A 24,239-nucleotide genomic window follows, 5' to 3' on the forward strand; every position below is an offset into this window, starting at 1 on the left:
ACATGTTAGCTGGCAGAGGATAGGCAGGTCTTCAGCGATGTGCCGATACCGTCCATCAGCTGGAAGTAGAGATCGGGGCCAGCTTCAAGCGTGGCCGCTTCCGGATCCAGCGTGCCGGATTTCGCCGATGTACCTTCAAGCACGACATTGACCAGTTTGGGTTCGAACTGCGGTTCGGCAAAGACGCAGGTGGCGCCGAGTTCGACGATCTTTTCGTGGATCTGCTTCAGACGCGCGGCGCCGGGCAGTGTCTCTGGGCTGACGGTGATCGAGCCAGCCACTTTCACATGATAGCGGTGTTCGAAATACTGATAGGCATCGTGAAAGACGATGAATGGCTTGTCCTTGATCGGCGCGACGGTCTCGGAGAGCTTCTTGTCGAGGGCCTCCAGCCGCGTGTTCAGGGCGTCGAGATTGGTCTTGTAGGCAGCGGCATTGGCCGGATCTGCCGTGGCCAGTGTCTTTTCGATTTCGGCTGCCATTGCCTTGGCATTGGCCGGATCGAGCCAGAGATGCAGGTCGAACTCACCTTCATCGTGATGGTGACCGGCCTCCTCATGGGAGTGGCCCTCGGCACCTTCAGCCTCTGCTTCATGCTCATCACCGTGATCATGTGCTTCGAAGGCGCCGCCTTCACGGAATTTCAGCTTTTCGAGGCCTGGCGCATCGTCGAGTTCGACGATCTTGGCTTTACTGCCGAGCGATTCCAGTGGCTTTTCAAGGAAGGCTTCCATCCCGTGGCCAACCCAGAAGATGACATTGGCTTTTTCCAGCGCCGACGCATTGGAGGGCTTCATGCTGTAGGTGTGCGGGGAGGCGGCACCCTCAACGATCAGCGCGGGTTCGCCGACACCCTGCATGATCGAGGCGACCAGGGAATGGATCGGCTTGATCGAGACGACGACATTGGGAACTTCGGCATGGGCGCTGCCCGCCGCGAGAAGCACGGTGGGGGCAAAAAACAGCGCGGATGTCAAAAGGAGGGAATTTTTCAGGCTCATGCGGGAACTCCTGTCTTGTAAATCAATGTAATGTTATTACATCAATTGCGTTATGCTATAACGTGTGGCATAGCGGCTGGCAACACCCCATCCGGATTTTTTTGATGCTGAATGTCCGCAAGCCTGAACAGGCACCACTTGTCTCCCTGAACAATGCCGGCATCCGCCGCAATGGCCGCTGGCTGGTGCGCGGCGTCGAGTTTTCGATCAGCCGCGGCGAGATCGTTACGCTGATCGGCCCCAATGGCTCCGGCAAGTCGACGACGGCAAAGGCCGCGATCGGTGTGCTGAAGCCGGACGAGGGCTGGGTCGAGAAACTGCCGGGGCTGAAGGTCGGTTATGTGCCGCAGAAGCTGGCGATCGACTGGACGCTACCTTTGACCGTTGAGCGGCTGATGACGCTGACCGGACCACTCAAGGGACGTGAGGTCGAGGAAGCGCTACATTCGACCGGTATTGCCCATCTTGCGCGTGCCGAGGTGCAGCATCTCTCCGGTGGCGAATTCCAGCGCGCCTTGCTCGCCCGCGCCGTTGCTCGCAAACCGGATCTGCTGGTGCTCGACGAACCGGTACAGGGCGTCGATTTTTCCGGCGAGATCGCGCTTTACGACCTGATCAAATCGATCCGCAACAGTACCGGCTGCGGTATCCTGCTGATCTCCCACGATCTGCATGTGGTGATGGCCGAGACCGATACGGTGATCTGCCTCAACGGCCATGTTTGCTGCCGTGGCACGCCGCAGATGGTCAGTCAGAGCCCGGAATATCTAAAGCTATTCGGCAGCCGCGCGGCCAAGTCGCTTGCCGTCTATAGCCACGATCACGATCATACCCATCTCCCGGACGGGCGGGTGCTGCACACCGACGGCAGCATTACCGAACATTGCCACCCCGATGACGGCCATCACCATGGCGACGATGCAAATAGCGGGCACGATCATGGTTCGCATGAGCATGGCCCGGATTGCGGCTGTGGCTACAAGAGCCGCCTGCAGGGTTTCGATAACAAGGAGAGCGGCCGTGTTTGACGATTTCTTCACCCGCGCCCTTATCGCCGGCATCGGCCTTGCTATCACGGTCGGACCGCTCGGCTGCTTCGTCATCTGGCGGCGCATGGCCTATTTCGGCGATACCATGGCGCATTCGGCCCTGCTCGGCGTGGCGTTGTCGCTGCTGTTCGATCTCAACCTGATGGTCAGCGTCTTCATTGTCGCCGCCGCCGTGTCGCTGCTGCTTCTGCTGCTGCAGAAGCGCGGTGCGCTGTCCACCGATGCGCTGCTCGGGATTCTCTCGCATTCGGCGCTGTCGATCGGCCTCGTCATGGTCGCTTTCATGACCTGGGTGCGGATCGATCTCGTCGGCTTCTTGTTCGGTGATATCCTTGCCGTGTCCGAGGCCGATATCGATCTGGTCTGGGGCGGTGGCATCCTTGTTCTGGCGGCGATCGTCTATCTCTGGCGGCCGCTGCTTGCCTCCACCGTCAATCCGGAACTGGCGGAGGCCGAAGGGTTGCAGCCGGAGCGGGCACGTCTGTACTTTATGCTCTTGATGGCACTGGTGATCGCCATCGCCATGAAGATCGTCGGCATCCTCCTGATCACCTCGCTCCTGATCATACCGGCAGCCACCGCCCGGCGCTTTGCCACATCGCCCGAGATCATGGCGGTGCTCGCCTCTGTCATTGGTGCGCTTGCGGTCACTGGCGGCCTGTTCGGCTCGCTGCATTTCGATACGCCGTCCGGCCCGTCGATCGTGGTTGCGGCAATGGGGCTTTTCGTGCTCAGTCTCCTGCCGTTCGGCCGCAACAGGCAGGCAGAGACGGCAATACACTCGACGCATGGAGGACAACATTGATGGCGACACAGCAGCTCACCAGGAACCAGTCGCTGGTCCTCGACGCGCTCAGCCATGCGGAAGGTCCACTCAGCGCCTATACAATCCTCGACAAGCTGCGCGATCACGGGTTTCGTGCACCGCTGCAGGTTTACCGGGCGCTCGACAAGCTGCTGGAGTTTGGCCTGATCCACCGGCTTGAAAGCATGAATTCCTTCGTCGCCTGCGCCCATCCTGATCATCACCATCATCATGATCACGGCGTGACGGCTTTTGCGATCTGCGAGGACTGCGGCCAGGTGACCGAGATGCACGATACCGCGATGGAGGAGCGCCTGTCGGTGCTGGCGGGTAAGCAGCATTTCAAGACGGAGAAGACCACGATCGAGATTCGCGGCCATTGCCAGAATTGCACCGCTGAATAAGTGAGGGCTTGGTTGAAGCTGGAGGCCCCGCCATTGGCGAGGCATCCAGACCGCATACTGTTCAGCTGCGGCTTCGCCTATCCGATGACGGAAAGGCTGGTCGCGAACAGCTGCCATTTTTTGACGTAACCATCAGCCGATTTCCTCAACCCGGCAACGGCCGCCTCATCCAGCAACCGGATGGCCTTGGCCGGTGCGCCGACGATCAATGAATTGTCCGGGAAGACCTTGCCTTCCGTGACCAGCGCATTGGCGCCCACCAGGCAATTGTTGCCGATCACAGCGCCGTTCAGCACGGTTGCGCCCATGCCGATAAGCGAATTGTTGCCGATCGTGCAGCCGTGCACGATGGCGCGGTGGCCGATGGTGCAGCCTTCTCCGATGGTGACGGGTAGGCCGGGGTCGACATGAATGACTACACCCTCCTGGATATTGGTACGGGCACCGATGCGGATCGGTTCGTTGTCGCCGCGCAGCACGGCGCCGAACCAGATACCGACATCCTCACCCAGTTCGATTTGACCAATGACGTGGGCGTCGGGCGCAACCCAATAGCGGCCTTCCGGCGGCACTGTGGGCCGGGTGGGGCCAAGAGCATAGAGCGGCATGGTTCCCCCCTCAAACAACCGTAACGGTCATTGTCGCGACGCCATCGATGCCGCATGACACCGTGTCACCGCGCGACACAGGCCCGACGCCCGATGGTGTGCCGGTCATGATGATGTCTCCGGCGGCGAGCGTAAACAGCTTCGACAGCTCGGCGATGATTTCCGGTGTTTTCCAGATCATCTGGTTGAGGTCGCCTTGCTGTTTGGTTTCGCCGTTGATCTTCAACCAGATATTGCCGTCCGCGGGATGTCCGATCGCTTGCGCCGGAACGATCTGCGACACCGGCGCGGAATGTTCGAAGGCCTTTGCCGCCGCCCAGGGTTTGCCTGAGGATTTTGCCTGCGCCTGCAGGTCGCGGCGGGTGAAGTCGATGCCGACAGCGTAGCCATAGACACAATCGAGCGCATCTGCAGCGTCAATAGCATTGCCACCGCGTTTCAGCGCGATAACCAGCTCGACTTCGTGGTGCACATCGGTCGAAAGCGGCGGGTAGGGGAATTCAGCCGCATGGACAAGATTGTCCGGATTCTTCTGGAAGAAGAAGGGCGGTTCCCGGTCCGGATCATGGCCCATCTCGATGGCGTGGGCGGCATAATTGCGCCCGACGCAGTAGACCCGGCGGACTGGAAAGGTTTGCTCGGAATTCAACACCGGCAAAAGCACCGGCGCGGGAAGGGGGATTACAGTTGTCATCGACATCCAGACATTCGATTGCGAATGCCGGACGATAGCACCCCATTGCGGGGCGGGGAAAGTGCCTTCAGCTGCAGACGTAGGCCTGAAGCTGGTCGCGTGTCAGAAACTCGTTGTCCGCCCGGGAGTTGTATTCCGGATGGGTATATTCCAGGCTCGGGACATCTGGAAGTTCCAGCGCCTGACGTACGGTCATGATGCCGACGTCCCGGCGGTCGCTGCCGCGCTTCAGGCTGACTTCAACGATGCGATACAGATTTTCCTCTACCATTTGTTCTCTCCCGTCTCTTTATTTTTCTGATTCTGGGCTGCAGTAGCTACTCCGAAATTGGTTTTTATGAGGCACATCATCTATTAGCATGCCACACATGAAGAAATCGCAACAGTGATTTTTTAGCAGATGCTTTAATGTGTGCCGGAATGGGACGCACAATATGGAGAACCTCGGCTGGCCTTTACGACGCGCGCATCCGGTACCGGCTCATTGCCAGCCTTGTTGAATTGGAACAATCCCCATGTTCGGGTGTTGTGTTCACGAACAGAAAAGGAGCGCGAGATGGCGAATATCAAGAATTTGCGGACCGGCTTTACCGGAGAACTCGAGGAAACCGGCGGTGTGGCTGCCAAAGCCAAGCAGGCGGCCAGCTATGTCCGAGATGAGGCGACTGCAGTGGCGCAAAGCGCACAGGATCATCCCTCGGCGACCAGTACTGCCTTGCTGGTATTCGGTGCAGCCGCCTTCGTTGCAGGTTATCTGATCGGTAGCGCGTCAAGCGATCAGCCAACACGAAGAAGTTACTGGTAACGGTTGCGGTGCATCAGATTTTATTTGATTTTTGTGCATCGCAGCATTATCGTCATCTTTATCGCAGCGATTCACCTCCTCCCGAAAAGCTGCGATCGACCAGCGGTCACCTCCTCCCGACCGTGGGTCATTTTCAGAAGCCTGCCGCACCTCCTCCCGCGGCAGGCTTTTTTCGTTTTGCGCTCTGCCCAACGGGAACCAAATCGGCTATTGTGCCGTTGTGGTCTGGCAAGACATTCGGAGGAGACGCTCATGCCAAATGCCAAATGGTCCAATCCTGTGGAGGTGGGGTTCGAGCATAAAGGTTCTCAGGTCGTTCTGGGACCGTTCGATGCCCTTATTTGCCTGATGGACACCTGGCCGGATCTTCGCGGTCCGCGCTACGTCGCGGCCAGAAGTTTCTGCCGCGCCGCCATTGATGGCCGCAAGTCGCCGGAGGAGGCAAGGGAAGTCTTCATCGCGGCCGCACAAGAGGCCAAGCTGCACGCGCACTGACGCGCTAGGCAGAGATAAACTGACCAGCTGCGCGTCTGACGCAGTGGTGGCTGCTATATGTTGGTAGTCTCTTTGTGAGATCGCTGCCTCATGTAGCCGTTAAACGTTGTGGTTTGTTTTTGGATTCCCTTTTGCATGCTGAGCCTTTCGGCGTTTCCTTCGTGAAAGTGCCGCCCACCGCCCTTCCAAACTTCCATCTCGCTTTCAAAACCGCGCCGCTGTATAAGGCGGCGATTGGTTAGGCCGTTTGAGCCGCGAGATATCTTTCTCCGCTTGCCCGCCTGTTTCTCCACCACAGTGTACTGCCCTCGAGCGGGGCGGGGATGAAAGTATTTTTTGATGGGCAATGCAGCGATTTCGGCATCGGGCGGCACCGCTTCGACATATTTCGGAGAGCCGGTTTTTGCCGTTGCGCCTATGATCGACTGGACGGACAGGCACTACCGTTTTCTTGCCCGGCAGCTTTCCAAGCATGCGTTGCTCTATACCGAGATGATCGTCTCGGAGGCAATCCTGCGGGGGGACCGGGACCGGCTGTTGGGGTTCGATGCGATCGAGCAGCCGGTGGCGTTGCAGCTTGGCGGAAGTGATCCGCGCAAGATGGCGGACGCCGCGCGCATCGGCGAGCAGTTCGGTTATGCCGAGATCAATATCAATGTTGGCTGTCCGTCGGACCGGGTGCAGTCGGGCACGTTCGGCGCCTGCCTGATGCGCGAGCCTTCCGTTGTGGCGGATTGCGTTTCGGCGATGAAGGCGGCGGTGTCCATTCCCGTCACGGTCAAGTGCCGGATCGGTGTCGACGATCAGGATCCGGAAGTCGCGCTGCGCGATCTTGTAACGCGGGTGGTGCAAGCCGGCACGGACGCCGTCTGGGTGCATGCGCGAAAGGCCTGGCTGCAGGGGCTTTCGCCGAAGGAGAACCGCGATATTCCGCCGTTGGATTATGAGCTGGTGCATCGTCTCAAGGCAGAAAATCCCAATCTTTTCATTGGCATCAACGGTGGTCTTGGCAGTTTGAATCAGGCTGTTGACGAACTGAATCAGGAGGCGGTGCTGGATGGGGTCATGCTGGGGCGGGCACCTTATCATGATAGCGCCATGCTGACGGCCGTGGACGGATATTTTCCGCATCCGCTGACGGGCGCGGCTGCCGTCGATTTTGCCGGCGAAGCCTTTACCGCCCATGGTCACCGGCAGTCGCTGGAGTTTTGGGCCGGCGTGCGTGATGCGATGATGGGCTATGCGGCTGGGCATATCGCCTCGGGCGGACGCCTTATCCACGTTACCCGCCACATGGTCGGCCTGTTTCAGGGCTGGCCGGGCGCACGGCGGTTCCGGCAGATACTGTCGGCCGATGCGACGCGGGCCGGGGCCGGGCCGGAGGTGATCGCGGCCGCATTCGACGCCATCTTTGTTGCCGCCGAAGCAAAGCAGGCGGCGGAATAAAAAAACCGGCTTACCCCAGTGCCGATCGATCCCGTGGATCATCGCACGGTTTTTTAGCACGGGGCAGATCGCGGCCACAAAAAAAACGGCGTCCCGAGGAACGCCGTTCAATCAGTCTTCGCAAGCAGTCAGATCGAGGCTTAGTCAGCCTGGATGTTGACAGCCTTCGGGCCCTTGCCCATGCGATCCGGCTCTGTGTCGAAGGTGACCTGCTGGCCGTCCTTCAGGGTCTGGAGACCAGCGGCCTGCAGCGCGGAGATGTGAACGAACACGTCCTTTGCGCCGCCTTCCGGCGTGATGAAACCAAAACCCTTGTCCTGGTTGAAGAATTTTACGGTGCCCTTGGTGGCCATGGGAGAAGTCCTTTTTCCCTTAATGATGTGTCCTCACCCCTGCCAGGGTGGAGACGTTTTTCTTTCCGGTTTTGTCTTTATTCCGGAAAGCCAGTCGGAGAAGTCGATAACGGGGAAAGAACGTCTACAGTGCCTTTCGGCACGCCCGGATTTTTCCGGGACCATACAGCCAGTCCAGTCTCCGGGATGCTAACGCCCGAACGCGGAAATATTTGCAGCAAAAAAAGAAAATAGCAAGCGTTTAATCCTTCTAACTCAACCGGCTGTCGGTACTGGCGAGGCAGTGCACCACGACGGTACAGCGGCGTGTTTTTGCCTGCCGCCACGGTCGTCGCCGGGGAAAACCGCGCGCGGTCCCGATCCCGCCGCAATTTGGTCCCGACCATGGCCGAAGAAGAGCACCCGGCCGATGCCCGCTTGTGGGTTGATGCGGGCCGGGCGAACGGTTAGGTCAGGGGCGGACAGGACGAATGTTGGGACGGAAGAGGTGGCGTTGTGATCGACCCCTATGAAACGCTTGGAATTGACCGTGGCGCCGACGAGCAGGCGGTCAAGGCGGCCTATCGCAAGGTGGTGAAGGCCGCTCATCCCGACAGCGGCGGCGATACCGAGGCGTTTGGCCGGCTGCAGGCCTGCTATGACCTGCTGAAGGACCCGGTGCGCCGGAAAGTCTACGACAATACCGGCTACGACCCGCAGCTTGCCGACCCGCGTGACCTGCAGGGCATTTTGAAGCTCGAAACGCTGGTCAACGACTTCATCCTCGACGAGCGCGAACCGGGCAGTTTCGATCCGGTGGCCGCCATGCGCCGCAAACTGTCCGACGATATCGTCAAGAGCCGATTCCACATTCTCGAACTGGAGCGCCACCGCGCCCGGGTCCGCCAGCATCTCGACCGCCTCGGCCGCCGCCCGTCCGCCGATATCCTTGGCTCGATGCTGCGCACCCGCTCGCAATCGATCGCCGATGCCATCCGCAGCGCCGAGGCGCAGATCGAGGCGACCGAGCAGGCCTATACGATCCTCGAAGGCTATTCGTACGAGCTGGAATTTCTCGAAGAGGTGAAGGCGGCGGAATAGGGCGGGTTGGGATTTTGGGTGGCAGCGCATTATGCTGTTTGCCGTTGTGTCTCCGGTACCTCCCCCTTCCTCTGTCATTCCTGTGCTTGTCACAGGAATCCAGTGCGACGCGTCTGCGGCGCGCAAGACTCCTTGGGTCTTCGGGTGGAAGGGTTTTCTCACGGCGCAGACGCGCCGTGGCTGGATTCCTGTGACAGGCACAGGAATGACGGAGAGTGGGCCCCCTGCGCGGCGTACTCGTGAGCCCGCGATGCTCGCAGCGACTGTCTTCCATCCGCGTTCATTTCGTTTGCTGCGCCACCGGCGACGTGGGGATCTTCTCCCTGTCGCGTCGGAAGGCGTCGAAACGGCGTTTGTCCGGCGGCGGAATGGCGGTGCGGGCGATCTCGACGCAGGCGTCGAAAAGGGCCCGCTGATCGGTATCGCCCCAGGCATATGTCAGGCCGTGATGGCCGCCATGCTCGATAATGATCAGGGTTTGAGCGTAGAATTCATCGAAAATCTGCCGTTGCTCCGCGCTCAGGTTCCGCAGGCAGCTCGGTTTGCCGCTCGTCTCGAAATACCAGCGGCAGGCGTTCTTGCGGCGGCAGTCGCGGTGGTGGCAGGCCAGATGCGGCATGGCCAGCATCTCGGCGGTGCGGGCCATCAGCCTGGTGTAGACGGGAAGGGGCATGTCTCTCTCCGTGGCGTTTCTCTGTTGCCGGGCATGCGTTTTCGGTCACGCGCGAAAATCTCGCCGTGGTGTGAGAGCCATTCGGACGGGGCGCTGAAAGCTGCCGCGTAAAATGGTAAAAAATGACACCTTTCAGCGCCCCGTTCGGCGGTTTTTGCCCGCGACTTGGGTCTCTCTGAGGTGATCAATTCGGACGGTGTTCGTCTGACCCTGTGGACCCGGCCGAACCCGGCAACGATCTACCTGGCCGCCGCCGGATTTTGACGTTCGGCGAAACCATCCGTTCAACCACCCTGTGTGCCGCACAGGCACGCCCGGCGCGCGCTTTCGGGCTTCAAGAGACAAGGGCGAAAACCCTCGTCTCTCCCCGTGTCGCCGGAGGGAGACCATTTTCCGCGAACCCCGGATGAGAGGACTTCCGTCTTTTCCTCAAACCCGGCGCCGGTCCCGCCTCGCTGCCACGGCTGGCAGTGTATCCGTGGCGGAACGGGAGAAGTATGGCATGGGTTTTGGGTGCGGGGATTTTGGGGGAAAGTGGGGAGGGGCTCACGAACGGGATTGAGCAACTGGGTTTGCGGCTAAAATGTTGATTTTGTGGGTTCTGTCACTGGCGGAGAGGTGGCGTGCGGGACGCTTGGCGGTGACCTGACGTCCCCGGTATGGTTCCTGATGGGGCACTCTCCTTTCCTCCGTCTTCCCCGGCCTTGTTCCGGGGCCACAGCGCGTCCGCGCTGTGAAAGACCTTTTGCCTGAACGATGAGCCTTGCGCGACGTGGGCACGGCGCACTGGATTCCTGTGACGGGCACAGGAATGACGGAGCCCTCGCCGGAGGGAGACCATTTTCCGCGAACCCCGGATGGGAGATTTCCGTCTTTCCCTCAAAGCCGGCGCCGGTCCCACCTCGCTGTGGCGGCTGGCAGTGTATCCGTGGTGGGACGGGAGAAGTATGGCGTGGTTTTGGGTGCGGGATTTTGAGGGGTGAATAAGGCAATTGCCGATCGGCCACAATCGCAATTTCTAAGGAAGGTAATTCTCTCAATGTATTGTAAAAAAGCTTTTATACAACTATGGGAGATATTTGGCATGTCGCTTACAACGAAAAAAATCCCCTTCTTCCTGTTGAGGTCATAGGTACTCTTGGCCCGTGATCCCTGCATCTAGCCTACCAGACTTACTTCGCGTCATCCGAATAGAAGATTTGTTAGTGTGCATTTGAGTTGGGCACCATCGAATTTGCGATGATAGCAAGTGAGTCAGCCCGACGCCAGAAAACACGCTTTTCATCGTACCCAATCTCAAGCCCGTCTAATGTGGTGCCATCTTCGGAAACCTGAAACACTAATCGCTTCTCAAAATCGAATGCACCAAGGAGGCTTAGCGGCTCCGGTGATCCCACCACCGTCAAAGTTCCCTCAAGCGCATTTCCTATACGAGCCAGTTTAATTTTGATCGCGGAAGCATGGAAACGCATTGAAGTCGCAGAGGCTAACCCGAAAAGACCACCTTGTTTGACTTCTCGAACTATCTGTCCGACTCCAGAGTATCGACCATCTTCGTCGCACGATAGTTCTATTAGCCCAGCCGGTGTTATCCATTTACCTTCAATTTCGGCCCCCACATAGTCTAAAGCGGCTCTCCCGAGAGAGATTCGGCTGACCTGTTGTTCCTTGGCTTTTGACACTTGGTCAAGATGGTGTACCTCTTCTATATCTCGCGCTTCCTTTATCGAGGAAAGGACGCCGACCAAGCTGTCATGGTGCTCCGGAATAGAAATGGCTTTTTCGACACGCTGCTGTGCATCGTCGAAGAGGCCGATACTCGACAATATCTGCGCTAAGTTTCCATCGGCGATAGTTTCACCAAATTTAGCTGCAGTTTCATATGATTTTGCCGCCAAGCCAATGATGTTTAATTTTGCATAACTTACGCCGAGGTTATTCCAGGCCATTCCACTTCGTTCGTCTCGCGGAATATTCTGGTAGTGCAGCAAGGAAAGGTTGTGCTGTTCATCATCAGCGTAGCGGCGCGCAAGTTGAAAACGCGCGGATATGTCCTCTGGGGCCAGAGATAAGCCCACCTCGGCGATTGCCTTTGACACCTCCGTAAGTTTCCCCGTTTGGGATATTGATTGCATCGCGTCGACAAAACTGAGTTTGTCCTCGTGTGTCTCCTGCGGTAGTCGGTGAAGAAGCAGTATAAAACGTGTAGAGGAAGGAAAATCCGTTGGTGTTTTTTCAGATTCAAGTATTCGTTTGACGGTTCTTGCGGCAATTTTCATTGCCTTCGCAAGCTGTGCCGCATCGTAGTAAGCTTCTGCGGCGCCTTTTTCGTCACCGTAGTGAGCCAAGCCTCTGCCGAGAAGCTCTTTTAACTGAGCATTATCTGGGTACTTTTCAGTTCTGTCCCTTAATATTTTTAAATTGACCGAGCTTCCAGCAGGAATGTAGGCAAGCTCACGCCATCCTTCCCATTCTGCGATTACTTCCTCGGAGGGGGCAAATGAGGAGTTACGAAATGCCTTGTCAATGTTGGAAGCGGCATCCACGTCCTTTCTCAAGGCTGCAATGAAATGCGCGCGTTGATAGTCTTCAAGTGACCAATCGGGTGCGGGTGACGTGGGTTTCTCGGGAGAGAGAAGATTCGTCGGATCATCACCTTCTCCTTCCTGCAAATCGCGAACAGATCTATGGAGAGGTCCTAACTTCCGCATAGCTTTGCGAATTTTAACAGGCTGGGCCCAATGCCGCCTCAGAGTTTTCAAGGTGGCTAGGATCAAACAGCTCCGGGTATATTCCGTTCAAGTCCGTCGGAAGGTGGATGTCTATTCCTCTAGGGCTTATCAAGAAGGTCCTTTTGCGACCCAGCCTGCCCATAAACAAACCGAGCTCAAAAATAACGTTATCACGAACTGTCTTGAGCTTTTCTCCTCGAATGTCAGTGATGTCATCAGGAGCGCAGATGAAAACTGCGAAGTCAGCCCAATCCAACGAATCCTCAAGAGCCTCTAAAGGGAAGTGCGAGGGCGGGAAGGTGGATGTCCAAACTATCGGCGCGGCGTCGTAATCCAACGAGGATTGTACAGCCCTCGCCAATTCTATGTTTTCTACTGAGGAACCAATAAAGAGGTGGAGTTTGCTCATTCAGATACCGTTGTCCTGACATATGGGCCAAATCTACTTATTGCATTGGTATGATAGGAGCAGCAATCGCTATCCCCTTGATCATGACAATACGACTCCTCGACGATTAGAGAGATTTCCTCTTATGAGGCGCAGCAAATGTTAGTTACCGAATACAGCTCCGGTTTGGCATTGGTCCGGGACTTTTCGACGCCCTTCGAGCGAGATGCAACAATCTAGACCGAGGTAAGTTCTACGCCGGGAAGCTAGTTTTATTGCGCGTGCCACCTACCGCGCCCCATCAAACAACGCACTCAGGCTCCACGGATATTCTCCCTGCTGGTTGGCGATGTCGTCGACTTTCCAGCCGCCGTGTTCCCTGACCAGGGTGTAGTAGAGCGTCACCGGCTCGAAATTCTTGAAGGTGACTTCGACCTCGGCGGTATCGTCGATGACGATGGCTTCCCCGACTTCGACATTGGTGGCTTGACCGTCCTGGCCTGAGATCACCGGGTCGAAATCGATAGTGCCGCCGTCGCCGGCCTGGGTGTTGTCGGCGTCTTCCTGGTAGCGGGCGTTCAGCTGGTCGGAGAAGAACGGGGAATAGAGCGAGGGGGCATTGGCGCTGGTCTCTGACGTGTCGTAGCTGTAGAGCGCCTGTAGCAGCGCCTCCGGGCTCTTGTAGGTTTGCGCGGCCGCGGGCAGGGCGAAGAGGGCGGCGAGTGCGAAGGCGAGGGTGGGCAGGCGCATGAAAGGCTTCTCCGCAGGATGAGGTGATCGCCATGCGTAGACGATGCGCGGTGGTCTGGCCATGCTGCATTTTTGGGGATGTGGGGTGGCAATTGCCTGTGCGGCAGCGGTCTCCCACGTCTCCGCTGTGGGGAGAGGTGCCGAGTAGAGCGAGGCGACGAGGGGGGCGGCCGAGCCAGAAAGGGTGCCTTCGGCCCCTCAGACTGCTGACAATCCCTAAAACGATGATCTGGCGAGAGCGGCACCCCACTCTCCGTCATCCTCGTCGTTGTGGCGGGATTTAGCGGCCCGGCGTCTGCCGGGTCAAAAAACCTTTTAGCGCAAGGACTTGGGCTGGCTGGATCTCTGTGACACGCACAGAGATGACGGAGGATTTGGCAATCGCATCCTTTCCCACGTGAACCGCCGAGTGGTGAGACAATGAGTTTGTCAGCAGTCTGAGGGGGCCTCTGCTATTGTTCTCTCCTCGTGCGGGGAGATTGGGTGCGTGGGTGTGGTGGTCACTCCACCCCGGCGCTGTGCGCCGACCCTCCCCCTCAAGGGGAGGGTTATTGGCCCGGGCGGCCGGTCTTGCCCTTGGTCCTTTTCTGGCGCTTGGCGTCGCCGGCATCCTCGTAGGAGCCGGCGCCGGATTTGGCGCGGATGAAGGGTTTGGCGTCGTCGGCGCTGGATCCTCGGGTCAGGCCCGGGGATGACGGAGAGGAGGATGACGGAGAGTCGGCGGGGTCGCGTTTTTCCGATTGGCCCTGCAGCAACGGTTTTTCCGGCAGTTTGCCCGTCGTGTTGAGCGGCTTTTCGGTGCGGCCGACGGTCATTTCGTCGAGGCTGTTCTTGCGGAACAGGCTGGTTTCCCCACGGGCAGGGACGGCGATGTTGTGACCGATGTCTTCGAGCGTGGGTTTGCGGAAGCCGGATTGCGTCTCGTCGTCCGGCGATGCCTTGCGGGCCGGGCGGGTCATGTCGGTGCCTGGGCCCATGTCGTCCAGCGTGGGTTTGGTGAAGAGCGATTTGGCTTGCCCCTCATCCGCCCTGTCGGGCACCTTCTCCCCGCTGGCGGGGAGAAGGGACTCGCGGTTGGCCTTGCCGCTTTTCTTTCCACCGCCTTCCATCGCCCGGGCTTCCTGGCGGGTCATCGGGTCGTCCATGACGGCGAGTTCGGCGGCTTTGAGGCGTTTGATTTCGTCGCGCAGGCGGGCGGCGGTTTCGAAATCGAGGTCGGCGGCGGCGTTGCGCATCTGTTTTTCGAGCGCTTCGAGATGGGCGGCGAGATTGTTGCCGACCAGGCTGGTAATGCCGCCCTTGACGCCCTTGATGCCGATATCGGCGCGCACATGGTCCTTTTCGTAGACCGAGTCGAGAATGTCGGAAATCCTGGCCTTGACCGATTCCGGGGTGATGCCGTTGGCTTCGTTATAGGCCACCTGCTTTTCGCGGCGGCGGGAGGTTTCCTCCATGGCGCGCTTCATCGAACCGGTGATGTTGTCGGCGTAGAGAATGACCTTGCCATCGACGTTACGCGCGGCGCGGCCGATGGTCTGAACGAGGGACGTTTCCGAGCGCAAAAAGCCTTCCTTGTCGGCGTCGAGAATGGCGACGAAGCCGCATTCGGGGATGTCGAGGCCTTCGCGCAACAGGTTGATGCCGACCAGCACGTCGAAGGCGCCGAGGCGCAGATCGCGGATGATCTCGATGCGCTCCAGCGTGTCGATATCCGAGTGCATGTAGCGGACGCGAATGCCCTGCTCGTGCAGGTACTCGGTGAGGTCCTCGGCCATGCGCTTGGTGAGCACGGTGACGAGGGTGCGGTAACCGGCCTGCGCCGTCTCGCGGATTTCGCCCAGGACGTCGTCGACCTGGGTTTTGGCCGAGCGGACCTCGACCGGCGGATCGATCAGGCCTGTGGGGCGAATGACCTGTTCGGCGAAAACGCCGCCGGCCTGTTCCATTTCCCACGCGGCCGGCGTCGCCGAGACGGCGATGGTGTCGGGGCGCATGGCGTCCCATTCCTCGAACCGCAGCGGCCGGTTGTCCATGCAGGACGGCAGGCGGAAGCCGTATTCGGCGAGCGTCGCCTTGCGCCGAAAGTCGCCGCGGTACATGCCGCCGATCTGGCTGACGGAGACGTGGCTTTCGTCGATGAACAAAAGGGCGTTGTCGGGGATATATTCGAACAGGGTCGGTGGCGGCTCGCCGGGCTGGCGGCCGGTGAGGTAGCGCGAATAGTTCTCGATGCCGGCGCAGGAGCCGGTGGCTTCGAGCATCTCGATATCGTAACGGGTGCGCTGCTCCAGCCGTTGGGCTTCGAGCAGACGGCCGCCTTTTTCCAGCTCGGCGAGGCGCAGTTTCAGCTCCTCCTTGATCGACTTGATCGCCTGGTTGAGCGTCGGGCGCGGGGTGACATAGTGGGAATTGGCGTAGATTTTCACCGATTTCAGGTCGTCGGTCTTCTGGCCGGTGAGCGGATCGAACTCGGTGATGCTATCGATCTCGTCGCCGAACATCGAAATGCGCCAGGCGGCATCTTCCAGGTGGGCGGGGAAGATTTCGATCGTGTCGCCCCGGACGCGAAACGAGCCGCGCTGAAAATCCATGTCGCGGCGCTTGTATTGCTGGGCGACGAGGTCGGCGAGCAGCTGGCGTTGGTCAAGCGTATCGCCGACCGTCATCTGGAAGGTCATGGCGGTGTAGGTCTCGACCGAGCCGATACCGTAGATGCAGGAGACGGAGGCAACGATGATGACGTCGTCGCGCTCGATCAGCGAGCGGGTGGCGGAGTGGCGCATGCGGTCGATCTGCTCGTTGATCGACGATTCCTTCTCGATGAAGGTATCCGAGCGCGGCACATAGGCTTCCGGTTGGTAATAATCGTAGTAGGAGACGAAATATTCGACCGCGTTATCCGGGAAGAAGTTCTTGAACTCGGAATAGAGCTGGGCGGCCAGCGTCTTGTTGGGTGCCAGGATCAGGGCGGGGCGCTGGGTGGCCTCGATCACCTTGGCCATGGTGAACGTCTTGCCCGAGCCGGTGACGCCGAGCAGCACCTGGGACCGGTCGCCGTTCGACAGGCCCTCGACCAGGTCCTTGATCGCCGTTGGCTGGTCGCCAGCCGGCTCGAAGTCCGACTTCATAACGATCTCGAGCCCGCCTTCGGACTTTTCCGGGCGGGCCGGCCGGTGCGGCGTCCAGAGCTTGCCATCCTTGAACAGCGGATTGCCGCTCTCGATCAGCGCCGACAGGGCTTCGACCGTCGCAGTGACGGCGGAGGGCGCGAGCGCATCCTCGAGTGCTGTATCCATGCCGGCCACGGGATTGAGGCCGGCGGCGGCGCGGGCTTTCGGATCGGACGTGCCGCCCATGGAGGTACCACGTGCACTGCGGCTGGCGCCCACACCATCCTTGGACTTGTCGGTGGTCTTTTTCTTTTGTGCACCTTCGGCGTCACGAGCCTTCTGCGCCGCGATCTCGACCTTCTTGCGGTGTTTGCCAGCCTTGGAGGCGACGTCGTGGCGGGTCTCGATCGTCTCGGCCTCGGCCATGCGCTGCAGCTCTTCAGCCCAGTCGGCGACGTTGGACGACAGAGGAGCGCCTTCGAACGAGGCCTGCGGAGCTTCCTCGAAGCCGCCAAGGTCAGGATGGGAGGATTTTTTCGGTGCTTTCGACATGCGGGGAATATGGAGAGAGTCCGGCGAAATGTGAAGGGGGCGATGAGTACAAAAAGGCAACGGGGTGGCGGGCTACTGCCAGTTTCTGACACTGTGTTGCGGATGCACGATCAGGCCGTTTTTCTTTTCACGCGGCAGGGCATCCGGCTTGAACAGCAGCGGATTGGCGGTACATGCTTGGCGTCTTGCCATTCTGGCTTCCCAAGGATTCGCTGATGCCTTTTTCGCTCAATACGGCCGCCGTGCTGCCGATCCTTTTGCTTGTCCTGTCAAACGTCTTCATGACTTTTGCCTGGTACGGGCATCTGAAATACACGTCTTCACCGCTTTACATGGCGATCATTGTCAGCTGGGGCATCGCCTTCTTCGAATATTGCCTGGCGGTTCCGGCCAACCGGATCGGCCATGAGGTCTATTCGGCGGCACAGTTGAAGACGATGCAGGAGGTGATCACGCTGGTGGTGTTTGCCGGTTTCTCGGTGTTCTGGCTGAAGGAATCGCTGACCTGGAACCATGCGATCGGCTTCTGCATGATCGCCGGTGGCGCAGCGTTCGTGTTCAAGGGGTGAGTTTGTTCAGGCCGCCAATTTGCCAGCGGCCTCACCATGTCACGCCCTCGTTCGACCGCACCACGATGCAGCCGGCGAGGCGGTCGTAGATGGTCTGGCCGCGCCAGACGATGAATGGGCCGAACCACCAGAGGGCGCCGAGGAGCGAGGCGACGACATCGACGGTCAGCAATGTGCTGAAGTCCGGCACCTGCATGTCGCGGGCGGCGCGGATGACGTCGGCGAATTCACCGGATGCCAGCGTCGACAGACCCGGCAGGTTTTGGGCGGCGTGGACGGTGACGGCGATGCCGAGAAGGCAGGATGGCAGAAACTTCCAGAATTCCCGCGCCAGGCATTGTTTGAGCGACGGCATTGTCCCCGCAGCATTGGTGATGCGCAGGAACAGAAGAGCCTTTCCGGGTGTCCTGCGGCCCATCGCCGTTATCTTGGCGGATGCAAGGACGAACAGGGCGAGAAAGAGCAGCTGGAGGAGGATGTTTGATGCCGTGCTGGTGGCGGAAATATCCAGGGGGATGGCCTTTCCGTCCTGATCGATGCCAATCGAAACGGAGCGGTTGGAAGTGGTTCCATCCGAGATTTTCGTCACCGTCGATATGAAGAAGCGCTGCTGCATGCCGATGCTGGCATTGATGCAGATCTGGTTTATGCGGGTTTCGCCATCCGCCAGTGGCCATTCGGTTTCAACCTCACGGATCAGCGGGCTGTCCGTCGTAGCCTCGCAGGTGGTCGATTGGCCGATGTAAAAGCCGAGGTTCCAGCCGGTGACCGCCTGCAGCGGCAGGGCGAGCAGCATCAGAATACTGTAGAAGACCACCGTATCGACAAAGAATGCGACGGCACGCCGCCAGAAAAGGCGTGGCGGCGGTGTCATTGCCATGGACGTAACAGCGGTCATCGAATCCCCCTTCAACGGTTCCTCATTGCACGGGGCATAGGGTGTCCTGTCCGGACCGGCAATGGGCAGGATGGGTGTTCAGGCGTGGTTTTTCGCGGATTGACATTTTCCTGGCGTGGCGGCATTGCGCGGGTCTGGCCTGACGCTGTTGTCCTTATGACGGAACGGCTTGGACGGCTTTGACTAAACCCGGTGAAAGGCATCGGGCGTCTGCGGACAGGAATGAACGGGACCGGCATGCTTCTCTTGAAACTGACTTTGGTTCCTTTCTTTCTCTTTGCCGTTTCGATGGCGGCCGTGCGTTGGGGGCCGGGGGTGGCCGGTTGGCTTGCGGGCTTGCCGATCGTGGCAGGGCCTATCCTCTATCTTCTTGTTCTGGAACAGGGGGCCGTGTTTGGCGTTGGCGCAGCTGCTGCGACCCTGTCGGCGATCTTTGCCTCGGAAGCCTTCAACCTCGCCTATGCCTGGACCAGCCGCTGGTATCACTATTGCATCGCGGCCGTGATGGGGCTTGCCGCTTGGTTTATCGCGGCCATTGGCCTGACGAATTTACCGGGAACACCCGTCGTTGCGCTCGGTGTCGCGCTGCTGGGCGTTGTGTCGGCGCAGACATTTTTGCCGCGGACCAATGCAGCGAGCAAGGTGATTTCTATCACCCGGACGGACCTGTTCATGCGCATGGTTGCCGGTGCGGTTCTGACGCTGGCCGTGACGATGCTGTCGGCTTCGCTTGGCGCGCAATGGAGCGGTGTGCTGACGGTGTTCCCGCTGCTGGGATTGATCCTCTCGGTATCGTCGCAGCGGGCCTATGGGCCCGACTTCGTTGTCCGGCTGCTGCGCGGCATGGTGCTGGGACGCTTTTCGTTTGCGGCCTTTTGCCTGTGCCTGATCTGGATTCTGCCAAGACAGAATGCCGAGATCGCGTTTCTGGTCTCCTCCGTCGTGTCCGTCTGTGTTCAGTGGGCGAGCAGGCAAATTGCCGCCGCATTGCGCCGGGTCAGAGCTTAGAGATCAATCGGTTCCGCCAAACAGCGTATCGAGAATCTTGCCTTCGAGCCGCGCCAGTTCCGGCGAGCCGTGGCGGCGCGGGCGTTCGAGCGGGATATCGAGATCGAGTGCAATCCTGCCGTGGTCAATGACGATGACGCGATCGGCCAGTGCCACGGCTTCGGCGACATCATGGGTGACCAGCACGGCGGTGAATGCCTGCTGCTGCCAGATGCTCTCGAGCAAGTGCTGCATCTCGATGCGGGTCAGCGCATCGAGTGCGCCGAGCGGTTCGTCGAGTGCCAAAATGTACGGATGGGCGACAAGTGCGCGGGCGAGGGCGACGCGCTGGCGCTGGCCGCCGGACAAGACGGACGGCCATTCTTCCGCACGGTCGGCAAGGCCGACCTCGTCGAGAATGGCGAGCGATTTTTCGCGGGCGTCCGCCCCCTTGGCAAGACCGGTCAGGCCGACTTCGACATTTTTCGCGATCTTTGCCCAAGGCAGAAGGCGCGGTTCCTGAAACATGATGCGAGTGCGGTTTTCGTTGTCCGTGCCCTTGTTGACCGTCAGCGTGCCGGAGGTCGGCTTGTCGAGGCCGGTCAGCAGCCGCAGCAGCGTGCTCTTGCCGCAGCCGCTCTTGCCGATAACGGCGATGAACTGACCGGCGGGCACGTCGAGATCGATATTGTCGAGGACGGTCTTGTCGCCAAACTTGCGGCTGATGCCCCGGAAGGAAAAGGCGATGTCGCGGTTGTCGCGCTCGCGTGGCTGGGGAGCGGCATAAGGAAACCACTGGCCGGGAGGCGTTTCTCGCAAGGCGCGGGATTCGTTTGTTTCCTTCACCATACGGGTGGCTTTGTTTTTCGGATCGAGGGCGATGACGGACATTTCCGGTACTCCGTGTTTCGTTTCGCGAGAAATCAGGCAGTCTGGAAGGCCGGATGCCATTGCAGCGTCAGACGCTCGAGCAGCCGGGCAAAACTGTCGGCGAGCTTGCCGAGCAGGGCGTAGATCAGGATCGACAGCACGACGACATCGATGAGCAGGAATTCGCGGGCCTGCATGGCCATGTAGCCGAGGCCCGAGGAGGCGGCGATGGTTTCGGCGACGATCAGCGTCAGCCACATGATGCCCAGTGCGTAACGCAGGCCGACAAAAATGGCGGGCAAGGCACCGGGCAGGATAACGCGGAAGAACAGCGTGGTGCGCGACATGCCATAGACGCGGCCCATCTCGACCAGCTGCGGATCGACGCTCTGGATGCCGAGCAGCGTGTTGACGTAGATCGGGAAGAAAACGCCGAGCGCCACAAGGAAGAGCTTTGCCTCTTCGTCAATGCCGAACCAGAGGATGACCAGCGGGATCAGCGCCAGATGCGGAATGTTGCGGACCATCTGCAGCGTCGTATCGGTGAGATTGCGCGACAGGCCGGACAGTCCATTGGCAAGGCCGAAGATCAGGCCGATCGATCCGCCAATGACGAAGCCCGATAAGGCACGGGCGGTGCTGACGCCGATATTGCGGACAAGCTCACCCGAGAGCAGCAGGCGCCAGAAGGCTTCGGCGACGGCGGATGGGGCCGCCATGACATTCGGCGAGATCAGCCCGGTGCGGGCAGCGATTTCCCAGGCGAGCACGATGAGGGCGGGTAGAAGCCAGCCCGTGCCGCTTCGCAGGATCGATTGAGCGGTGGATTTCATGATCTGCCCTTCCGTTTATCTGCCAGCCTGTTTCGCGTGCCGGTCCTGACTGACCGGCACGCCTGCGTTTTCCTGGGAGGAAATCAGTTCGACGGTGCCGTCCAAATGGCATCGGCAATGGTGATCTGTTTGGGATCAGGCCGAGCTTGAAGAAACGGTCGGCGGTCTGCTGTTGGCTGGCGACGATTTCCGGCGTGATCGGCTCGATGCCGAACGTGCTGCGGTTGGCGGCAATGGTCTGGGCTTCCAGCGGTACACCGGTCACTTCATGCAGTGCTTCGGCCACCTTGCCACGGTTGGCGTCAGCCCAGGCTGCAGCGTCCTTCAGGGCGGCGATGGTCGCCGTTACCGTTTCCGGATGATCCTTCGCGAAGTCGCGATTGGCCAGGAAATAGGTTTTGACGTTCAGTGTTTCGGCCGAGGTTGTCAGGATGCGCGGCTTGTAGCGGGTTTCAGCGATGGCGAAGAAGGGATCCCAGACGGCCCAGGCATCGATCTTGTCGCTGGCAAAGGCGGCGGCCGCATCGGCAGGGCTCAGATAGACCGGGGTGATGTCTTTGAAGTCGATACCGGCCTTTTCCAGTGCGGCGACGACGAGATTGTGAGCTGACGTGCCCTTGCCGACGCCGATGGTCTTGCCCTTGAGATCGGCCAGCGACTGGATTGGCGAGTCCGGTTTGACGAAGATCGCCTCGCCGGCGCCGTTGGAGGGAAGGGCGGCGACATAGGTGATCGCGGAGCCTGCGGCCTGTCCGAAGATCGGCGGCGCATCGCCGGTCCAGCCGACATTGATCGAGCCGACATTCAGCGCTTCGACAAGCGGCGGGCCTGCGGTGAACTCGACCCAGGAGACAGTGATGCCTTTTGGCGCCAGTGCCTTCTCGATGATTTGCTGCTGCCGGGCGATGACCGGCAGGCCAGTCTTCTGATAGCCGATCTTGAACTCGGTCAATTCTGCGGCAGACACTCCGGTCGTCGATAGGCCAGTTGAGGCAAACAGGCTGGTGGCCAACAGGCCAGCGCCGAATAGGCGTCTTGTGAGTGTGAACATCGATCCCTCTTATGGTTGGCGGATGCTATCTCCGCTTGACGTGGGATCATGCTAGTTAAATCTATTAAGATTATAGAGTTTGTTTGTTTTGTAGTTCAGGGCTTTTGGGAAACGCTTTTTCGCTCAGGCAGAGCAATCGGACGGATTTTTTCGCTGACAGGTGTCGTCAGGCTTGCGGGGCATCAACACGGGAGCGGAACGCGCCAGGCGCGCAGCCGACACGGCGGCGAAAAGCGGTGCTGAAGGCGCTGGCGGATTCGTAGCCGATCTCCTCGGCCAAGCGATCGAGCGGTGTGCCGCCGCGGCTGAGCGCGTCCTTGGCGAGCGTCATGCGCCAGCGCGCCAGATATTCCATCGGAGCGCAGCCGATCACCCCACTGAAACGGGCCGCGAAGGCGGATCGCGACATGCCGGCCAGTTTCGCAAGATCGGCAACGGTCCATCCGGCACGGATATCGGCATGCATGGCGCTCAGCACGCGGCCAAGGGCGGCATCCTGCATTCCGGCCAGCAGACCGGCCGGCAAGGGGGCGGTTCCGGCGCCCGGCCAGCGTAGACACTCCATCAACAGTATCTCGAGCAGCCGTTCCACGATCATGTCCCGGCCGGGTCTCTCAGTCGCGCATTCTTCCATGATCAGATCGATGACACTGGCGAGGCGCCCGGTATTGCCACCGGCTGCACTGATATGGATCATCTTCGGCAGCAGGGACACCAGCAGCGGCGCATTGACCGGATTGAGCCGGAAGCTGCCGCCCAGCATGCGAAAATCGGGTTCGCCCTCGGGATCGCCATGGCGGATGTCGGTGGCGTTTGGCTGGCCGGGGACGCAGCGGGCGCGGGGGCGGCTCAGCATGTCGAAGGCAGGCGAGGATGGTAGCAGCACAAAATCGCCGCGGGCAAGCTTCACCGGTGCATCCTCTTCCACCGAAAGCCAGCACTGGCCGGTCAGCACGATTGCGAAACCCGGTGCGCCATAGGCCGGATAGCGCACGCCCCATTCTCCCTTGCCGGTGATCGGCTTGGAGAAGACTGCATGCGGACGAAGCAAGGTGATAACGTCGCTGAAAGGGTCCATCTGGACGATCCGTAATGATATATGGATTTATGATTATAGATCGTCTGTCCATTTTGTCTATGCTGAGGGCACAGATTATGGAGACCTGAATGACCAAGACCATCCTCATCACCGGCACCTCGTCCGGCTACGGCAAGGCGATTGCCGAACTCTTTCTGGCGCGCGGCTGGAACGTCATCGCTACCATGCGGCGGCCCGATGCCAGCATCTTTGCAACGGCGTCCTAGCGCCTGCTGGTTCTGCCGCTGGACGTGACCAGAGCGGAAACCATCGACAAGGCCATCGCCGACGGCGTTGCCGCCTTCGGGGCGATCGACGTGCTGGTCAACAATGCCGGTATCGGCATGGCCTCGGCCGTTGAAGCGACGCCGGACAGCACGATCCAGGAGATTTTCCAGACCAACACGTTTGGTGTGTTTGCAACCTGCCGCGCCATCATTCCGCAGATGCGCCGGCAGGGGCATGGGACCATCGTCAACGTGACATCGAGCGTCACCCTTGGCGTGATGCCGCTGGTGGCGATCTACGCCGCCAGCAAATGTGCCGTCGAAGGTTATACCGAATCTCTGTCCTACGAACTGGAGCTGTTCAACATCAAGGCGCGGCTGGTGGAACCGGGTCTTGGACCGACCACCGGCTTTGCGGCCAATGGCGGACCGCGCATGCAGGGGCTGATCCCGGATGATTACGGCGCCTTTGCGCAGGCCTATTTCGGCATCATGGCCAATTATCCGACGCCTTATTGCACCGAGGCCGAGGTCGCCGAGGCGACGTTTGCAGCGGCAACGGACGAGGGCGATGCGATCCGTTATCCGGCCGGTGCCGATAGCAAAATGCTGGCACAGTTGCGCTGGTCGACCTCGGAAGAACACTATCTCAGCCGTATGCGCGAGATGTTCCGGCCGGAAATGCCGGCTTAGGCTGGCCGTGCTGGGCCAGATGCAGCTAGCAAAGCTGTGTTTGGCCCAGAGGCGGACAATGTGCGGTTGCGGAATTTTCTCCTCGTGT

The 24,239-nt window shown here is 59.7% G+C and carries 23 protein-coding genes and 2 pseudogenes; 10 read left to right on the forward strand and 15 right to left on the reverse strand.

Annotated features, from left to right (window positions below; all coding sequences use genetic code 11):
- Nucleotides 1-5: 5 nt before the first annotated feature.
- Complete coding sequence (gene znuA / locus R6X40_RS04420; RefSeq protein WP_318411353.1) at nucleotides 6-1,001, reverse strand: zinc ABC transporter substrate-binding protein ZnuA; 996 nt, start codon at nucleotides 999-1,001, stop codon at nucleotides 6-8.
- Between the two features lie 104 nt (nucleotides 1,002-1,105).
- On the opposite strand from znuA, the gene R6X40_RS04425 reads away from it, so the two are divergent.
- From R6X40_RS04425 to R6X40_RS04435, 3 genes are read left to right on the forward strand one after another with little or no spacing between them, the layout of a single operon-like run.
- The gene (locus R6X40_RS04425; protein ID WP_318411356.1) at nucleotides 1,106-2,029 is read left to right on the forward strand and encodes a metal ABC transporter ATP-binding protein; all 924 of its coding nucleotides are present in this window, start codon (nucleotides 1,106-1,108) and stop codon (nucleotides 2,027-2,029) included.
- Nucleotides 2,022-2,855, forward strand: a complete 834-nt coding sequence (gene znuB, locus R6X40_RS04430) for a zinc ABC transporter permease subunit ZnuB (protein WP_318411358.1) — start codon at nucleotides 2,022-2,024, stop codon at nucleotides 2,853-2,855. Before R6X40_RS04425 ends, znuB begins: the two co-directional genes overlap by 8 nt.
- A complete protein-coding gene (locus tag R6X40_RS04435; protein WP_318411359.1) occupies nucleotides 2,855-3,259 on the forward strand; it encodes a Fur family transcriptional regulator in 405 nt (134 codons plus the stop codon). The genes znuB and R6X40_RS04435 overlap by 1 nt, the downstream gene beginning before the upstream one ends.
- A 77-nt stretch (nucleotides 3,260-3,336) precedes the next feature.
- Here R6X40_RS04435 and R6X40_RS04440 read toward each other — a convergent pair whose 3' ends face one another.
- From R6X40_RS04440 to R6X40_RS04450, 3 genes are all read right to left on the reverse strand, one after another.
- A complete protein-coding gene (locus R6X40_RS04440; protein WP_318411361.1) occupies nucleotides 3,337-3,867 on the reverse strand; it encodes a gamma carbonic anhydrase family protein in 531 nt (176 codons plus the stop codon).
- 10 nt (nucleotides 3,868-3,877) lie between these two features.
- Complete coding sequence (locus R6X40_RS04445; protein WP_412178327.1) at nucleotides 3,878-4,561, reverse strand: fumarylacetoacetate hydrolase family protein; 684 nt, start codon at nucleotides 4,559-4,561, stop codon at nucleotides 3,878-3,880.
- 67 nt (nucleotides 4,562-4,628) lie between these two features.
- Nucleotides 4,629-4,832 carry a hypothetical protein gene (locus tag R6X40_RS04450; protein ID WP_318411363.1) on the reverse strand — a complete coding sequence of 68 codons (204 nt, stop codon included), beginning with the start codon at nucleotides 4,830-4,832 and terminating at the stop codon, nucleotides 4,629-4,631.
- A 285-nt stretch (nucleotides 4,833-5,117) separates the two neighbouring features.
- On the opposite strand from R6X40_RS04450, the gene R6X40_RS04455 reads away from it, so the two are divergent.
- The 3 genes from R6X40_RS04455 to dusA all read left to right on the forward strand — a co-directional run bounded on the left by R6X40_RS04455 (nucleotide 5,118) and on the right by dusA (nucleotide 7,307).
- On the forward strand, nucleotides 5,118-5,366 hold the full coding sequence (locus tag R6X40_RS04455; RefSeq protein ID WP_318411365.1) for a hypothetical protein: 249 nt from the start codon (nucleotides 5,118-5,120) through the stop codon (nucleotides 5,364-5,366).
- 252 nt (nucleotides 5,367-5,618) lie between these two features.
- On the forward strand, nucleotides 5,619-5,861 hold the full coding sequence (locus R6X40_RS04460; protein WP_318411367.1) for a DUF982 domain-containing protein: 243 nt from the start codon (nucleotides 5,619-5,621) through the stop codon (nucleotides 5,859-5,861).
- Nucleotides 5,862-6,200: 339 nt separating this feature from the next.
- Nucleotides 6,201-7,307, forward strand: a complete 1,107-nt coding sequence (gene dusA, locus R6X40_RS04465) for a tRNA dihydrouridine(20/20a) synthase DusA (RefSeq protein ID WP_318411368.1) — start codon at nucleotides 6,201-6,203, stop codon at nucleotides 7,305-7,307.
- Between the two features lie 140 nt (nucleotides 7,308-7,447).
- Here dusA and R6X40_RS04470 read toward each other — a convergent pair whose 3' ends face one another.
- Nucleotides 7,448-7,660, reverse strand: a complete 213-nt coding sequence (locus R6X40_RS04470) for a cold-shock protein (RefSeq protein ID WP_037095903.1) — start codon at nucleotides 7,658-7,660, stop codon at nucleotides 7,448-7,450.
- Nucleotides 7,661-8,155: 495 nt separating this feature from the next.
- On the opposite strand from R6X40_RS04470, the gene R6X40_RS04475 reads away from it, so the two are divergent.
- On the forward strand, nucleotides 8,156-8,740 hold the full coding sequence (locus R6X40_RS04475) for a J domain-containing protein (RefSeq protein ID WP_318411373.1): 585 nt from the start codon (nucleotides 8,156-8,158) through the stop codon (nucleotides 8,738-8,740).
- Between the two features lie 280 nt (nucleotides 8,741-9,020).
- Here R6X40_RS04475 and R6X40_RS04480 read toward each other — a convergent pair whose 3' ends face one another.
- The 5 genes from R6X40_RS04480 to uvrB form a co-directional block, all read right to left on the reverse strand.
- The gene (locus R6X40_RS04480; protein WP_318411375.1) at nucleotides 9,021-9,413 is read right to left on the reverse strand and encodes a hypothetical protein; all 393 of its coding nucleotides are present in this window, start codon (nucleotides 9,411-9,413) and stop codon (nucleotides 9,021-9,023) included.
- Between the two features lie 1,202 nt (nucleotides 9,414-10,615).
- Nucleotides 10,616-12,085, reverse strand: a complete 1,470-nt coding sequence (locus R6X40_RS04485) for a hypothetical protein (protein WP_318411377.1) — start codon at nucleotides 12,083-12,085, stop codon at nucleotides 10,616-10,618.
- A gap of 52 nt (nucleotides 12,086-12,137) precedes the next feature.
- Nucleotides 12,138-12,554, reverse strand: a complete 417-nt coding sequence (locus R6X40_RS04490; RefSeq protein ID WP_318411378.1) for a nucleotide-binding protein — start codon at nucleotides 12,552-12,554, stop codon at nucleotides 12,138-12,140.
- A 267-nt stretch (nucleotides 12,555-12,821) separates the two neighbouring features.
- Nucleotides 12,822-13,283, reverse strand: coding sequence for a DUF3828 domain-containing protein (locus tag R6X40_RS04495; protein ID WP_318412347.1), 462 nt, complete (start codon nucleotides 13,281-13,283; stop codon nucleotides 12,822-12,824).
- Between the two features lie 548 nt (nucleotides 13,284-13,831).
- Complete coding sequence (gene uvrB, locus R6X40_RS04500; RefSeq protein ID WP_318411380.1) at nucleotides 13,832-16,945, reverse strand: excinuclease ABC subunit UvrB; 3,114 nt, start codon at nucleotides 16,943-16,945, stop codon at nucleotides 13,832-13,834.
- Between the two features lie 215 nt (nucleotides 16,946-17,160).
- Between uvrB and R6X40_RS04505 the strand changes: the two genes are divergently transcribed.
- On the forward strand, nucleotides 17,161-17,514 hold the full coding sequence (locus R6X40_RS04505) for a DMT family protein (protein ID WP_318411382.1): 354 nt from the start codon (nucleotides 17,161-17,163) through the stop codon (nucleotides 17,512-17,514).
- Nucleotides 17,515-17,545: 31 nt separating this feature from the next.
- Here R6X40_RS04505 and R6X40_RS04510 read toward each other — a convergent pair whose 3' ends face one another.
- Complete coding sequence (locus R6X40_RS04510) at nucleotides 17,546-18,412, reverse strand: RDD family protein (protein WP_318411384.1); 867 nt, start codon at nucleotides 18,410-18,412, stop codon at nucleotides 17,546-17,548.
- Between the two features lie 237 nt (nucleotides 18,413-18,649).
- On the opposite strand from R6X40_RS04510, the gene R6X40_RS04515 reads away from it, so the two are divergent.
- Complete coding sequence (locus R6X40_RS04515; RefSeq protein WP_318411385.1) at nucleotides 18,650-19,420, forward strand: hypothetical protein; 771 nt, start codon at nucleotides 18,650-18,652, stop codon at nucleotides 19,418-19,420.
- A gap of 3 nt (nucleotides 19,421-19,423) precedes the next feature.
- On the opposite strand, the gene R6X40_RS04520 is transcribed toward R6X40_RS04515, so the two are convergent.
- The 4 genes and pseudogenes from R6X40_RS04520 to R6X40_RS04535 all read right to left on the reverse strand — a co-directional run bounded on the left by R6X40_RS04520 (nucleotide 19,424) and on the right by R6X40_RS04535 (nucleotide 23,231).
- Nucleotides 19,424-20,290, reverse strand: coding sequence for an ATP-binding cassette domain-containing protein (locus tag R6X40_RS04520; protein WP_318411387.1), 867 nt, complete (start codon nucleotides 20,288-20,290; stop codon nucleotides 19,424-19,426).
- 32 nt (nucleotides 20,291-20,322) lie between these two features.
- Entirely contained in the window at nucleotides 20,323-21,102 is a 780-nt protein-coding gene (locus R6X40_RS04525) for an ABC transporter permease subunit (RefSeq protein ID WP_318411389.1), read from the reverse strand.
- A gap of 83 nt (nucleotides 21,103-21,185) precedes the next feature.
- Nucleotides 21,186-22,153: pseudogene (locus tag R6X40_RS04530) on the reverse strand (sulfonate ABC transporter substrate-binding protein).
- Between the two features lie 166 nt (nucleotides 22,154-22,319).
- Nucleotides 22,320-23,231 carry an AraC family transcriptional regulator gene (locus tag R6X40_RS04535; protein WP_318411391.1) on the reverse strand — a complete coding sequence of 304 codons (912 nt, stop codon included), beginning with the start codon at nucleotides 23,229-23,231 and terminating at the stop codon, nucleotides 22,320-22,322.
- Between the two features lie 89 nt (nucleotides 23,232-23,320).
- Here R6X40_RS04535 and R6X40_RS04540 point away from each other — a divergent pair.
- Nucleotides 23,321-24,151 (forward strand): annotated as a pseudogene (locus R6X40_RS04540) (SDR family oxidoreductase).
- Nucleotides 24,152-24,239 lie beyond the last annotated feature (88 nt).

Origin of the sequence: Rhizobium sp. PL01 (assembly GCF_033447125.1) — a bacterium.
Taxonomy (GTDB): domain Bacteria; phylum Pseudomonadota; class Alphaproteobacteria; order Rhizobiales; family Rhizobiaceae; genus Pararhizobium.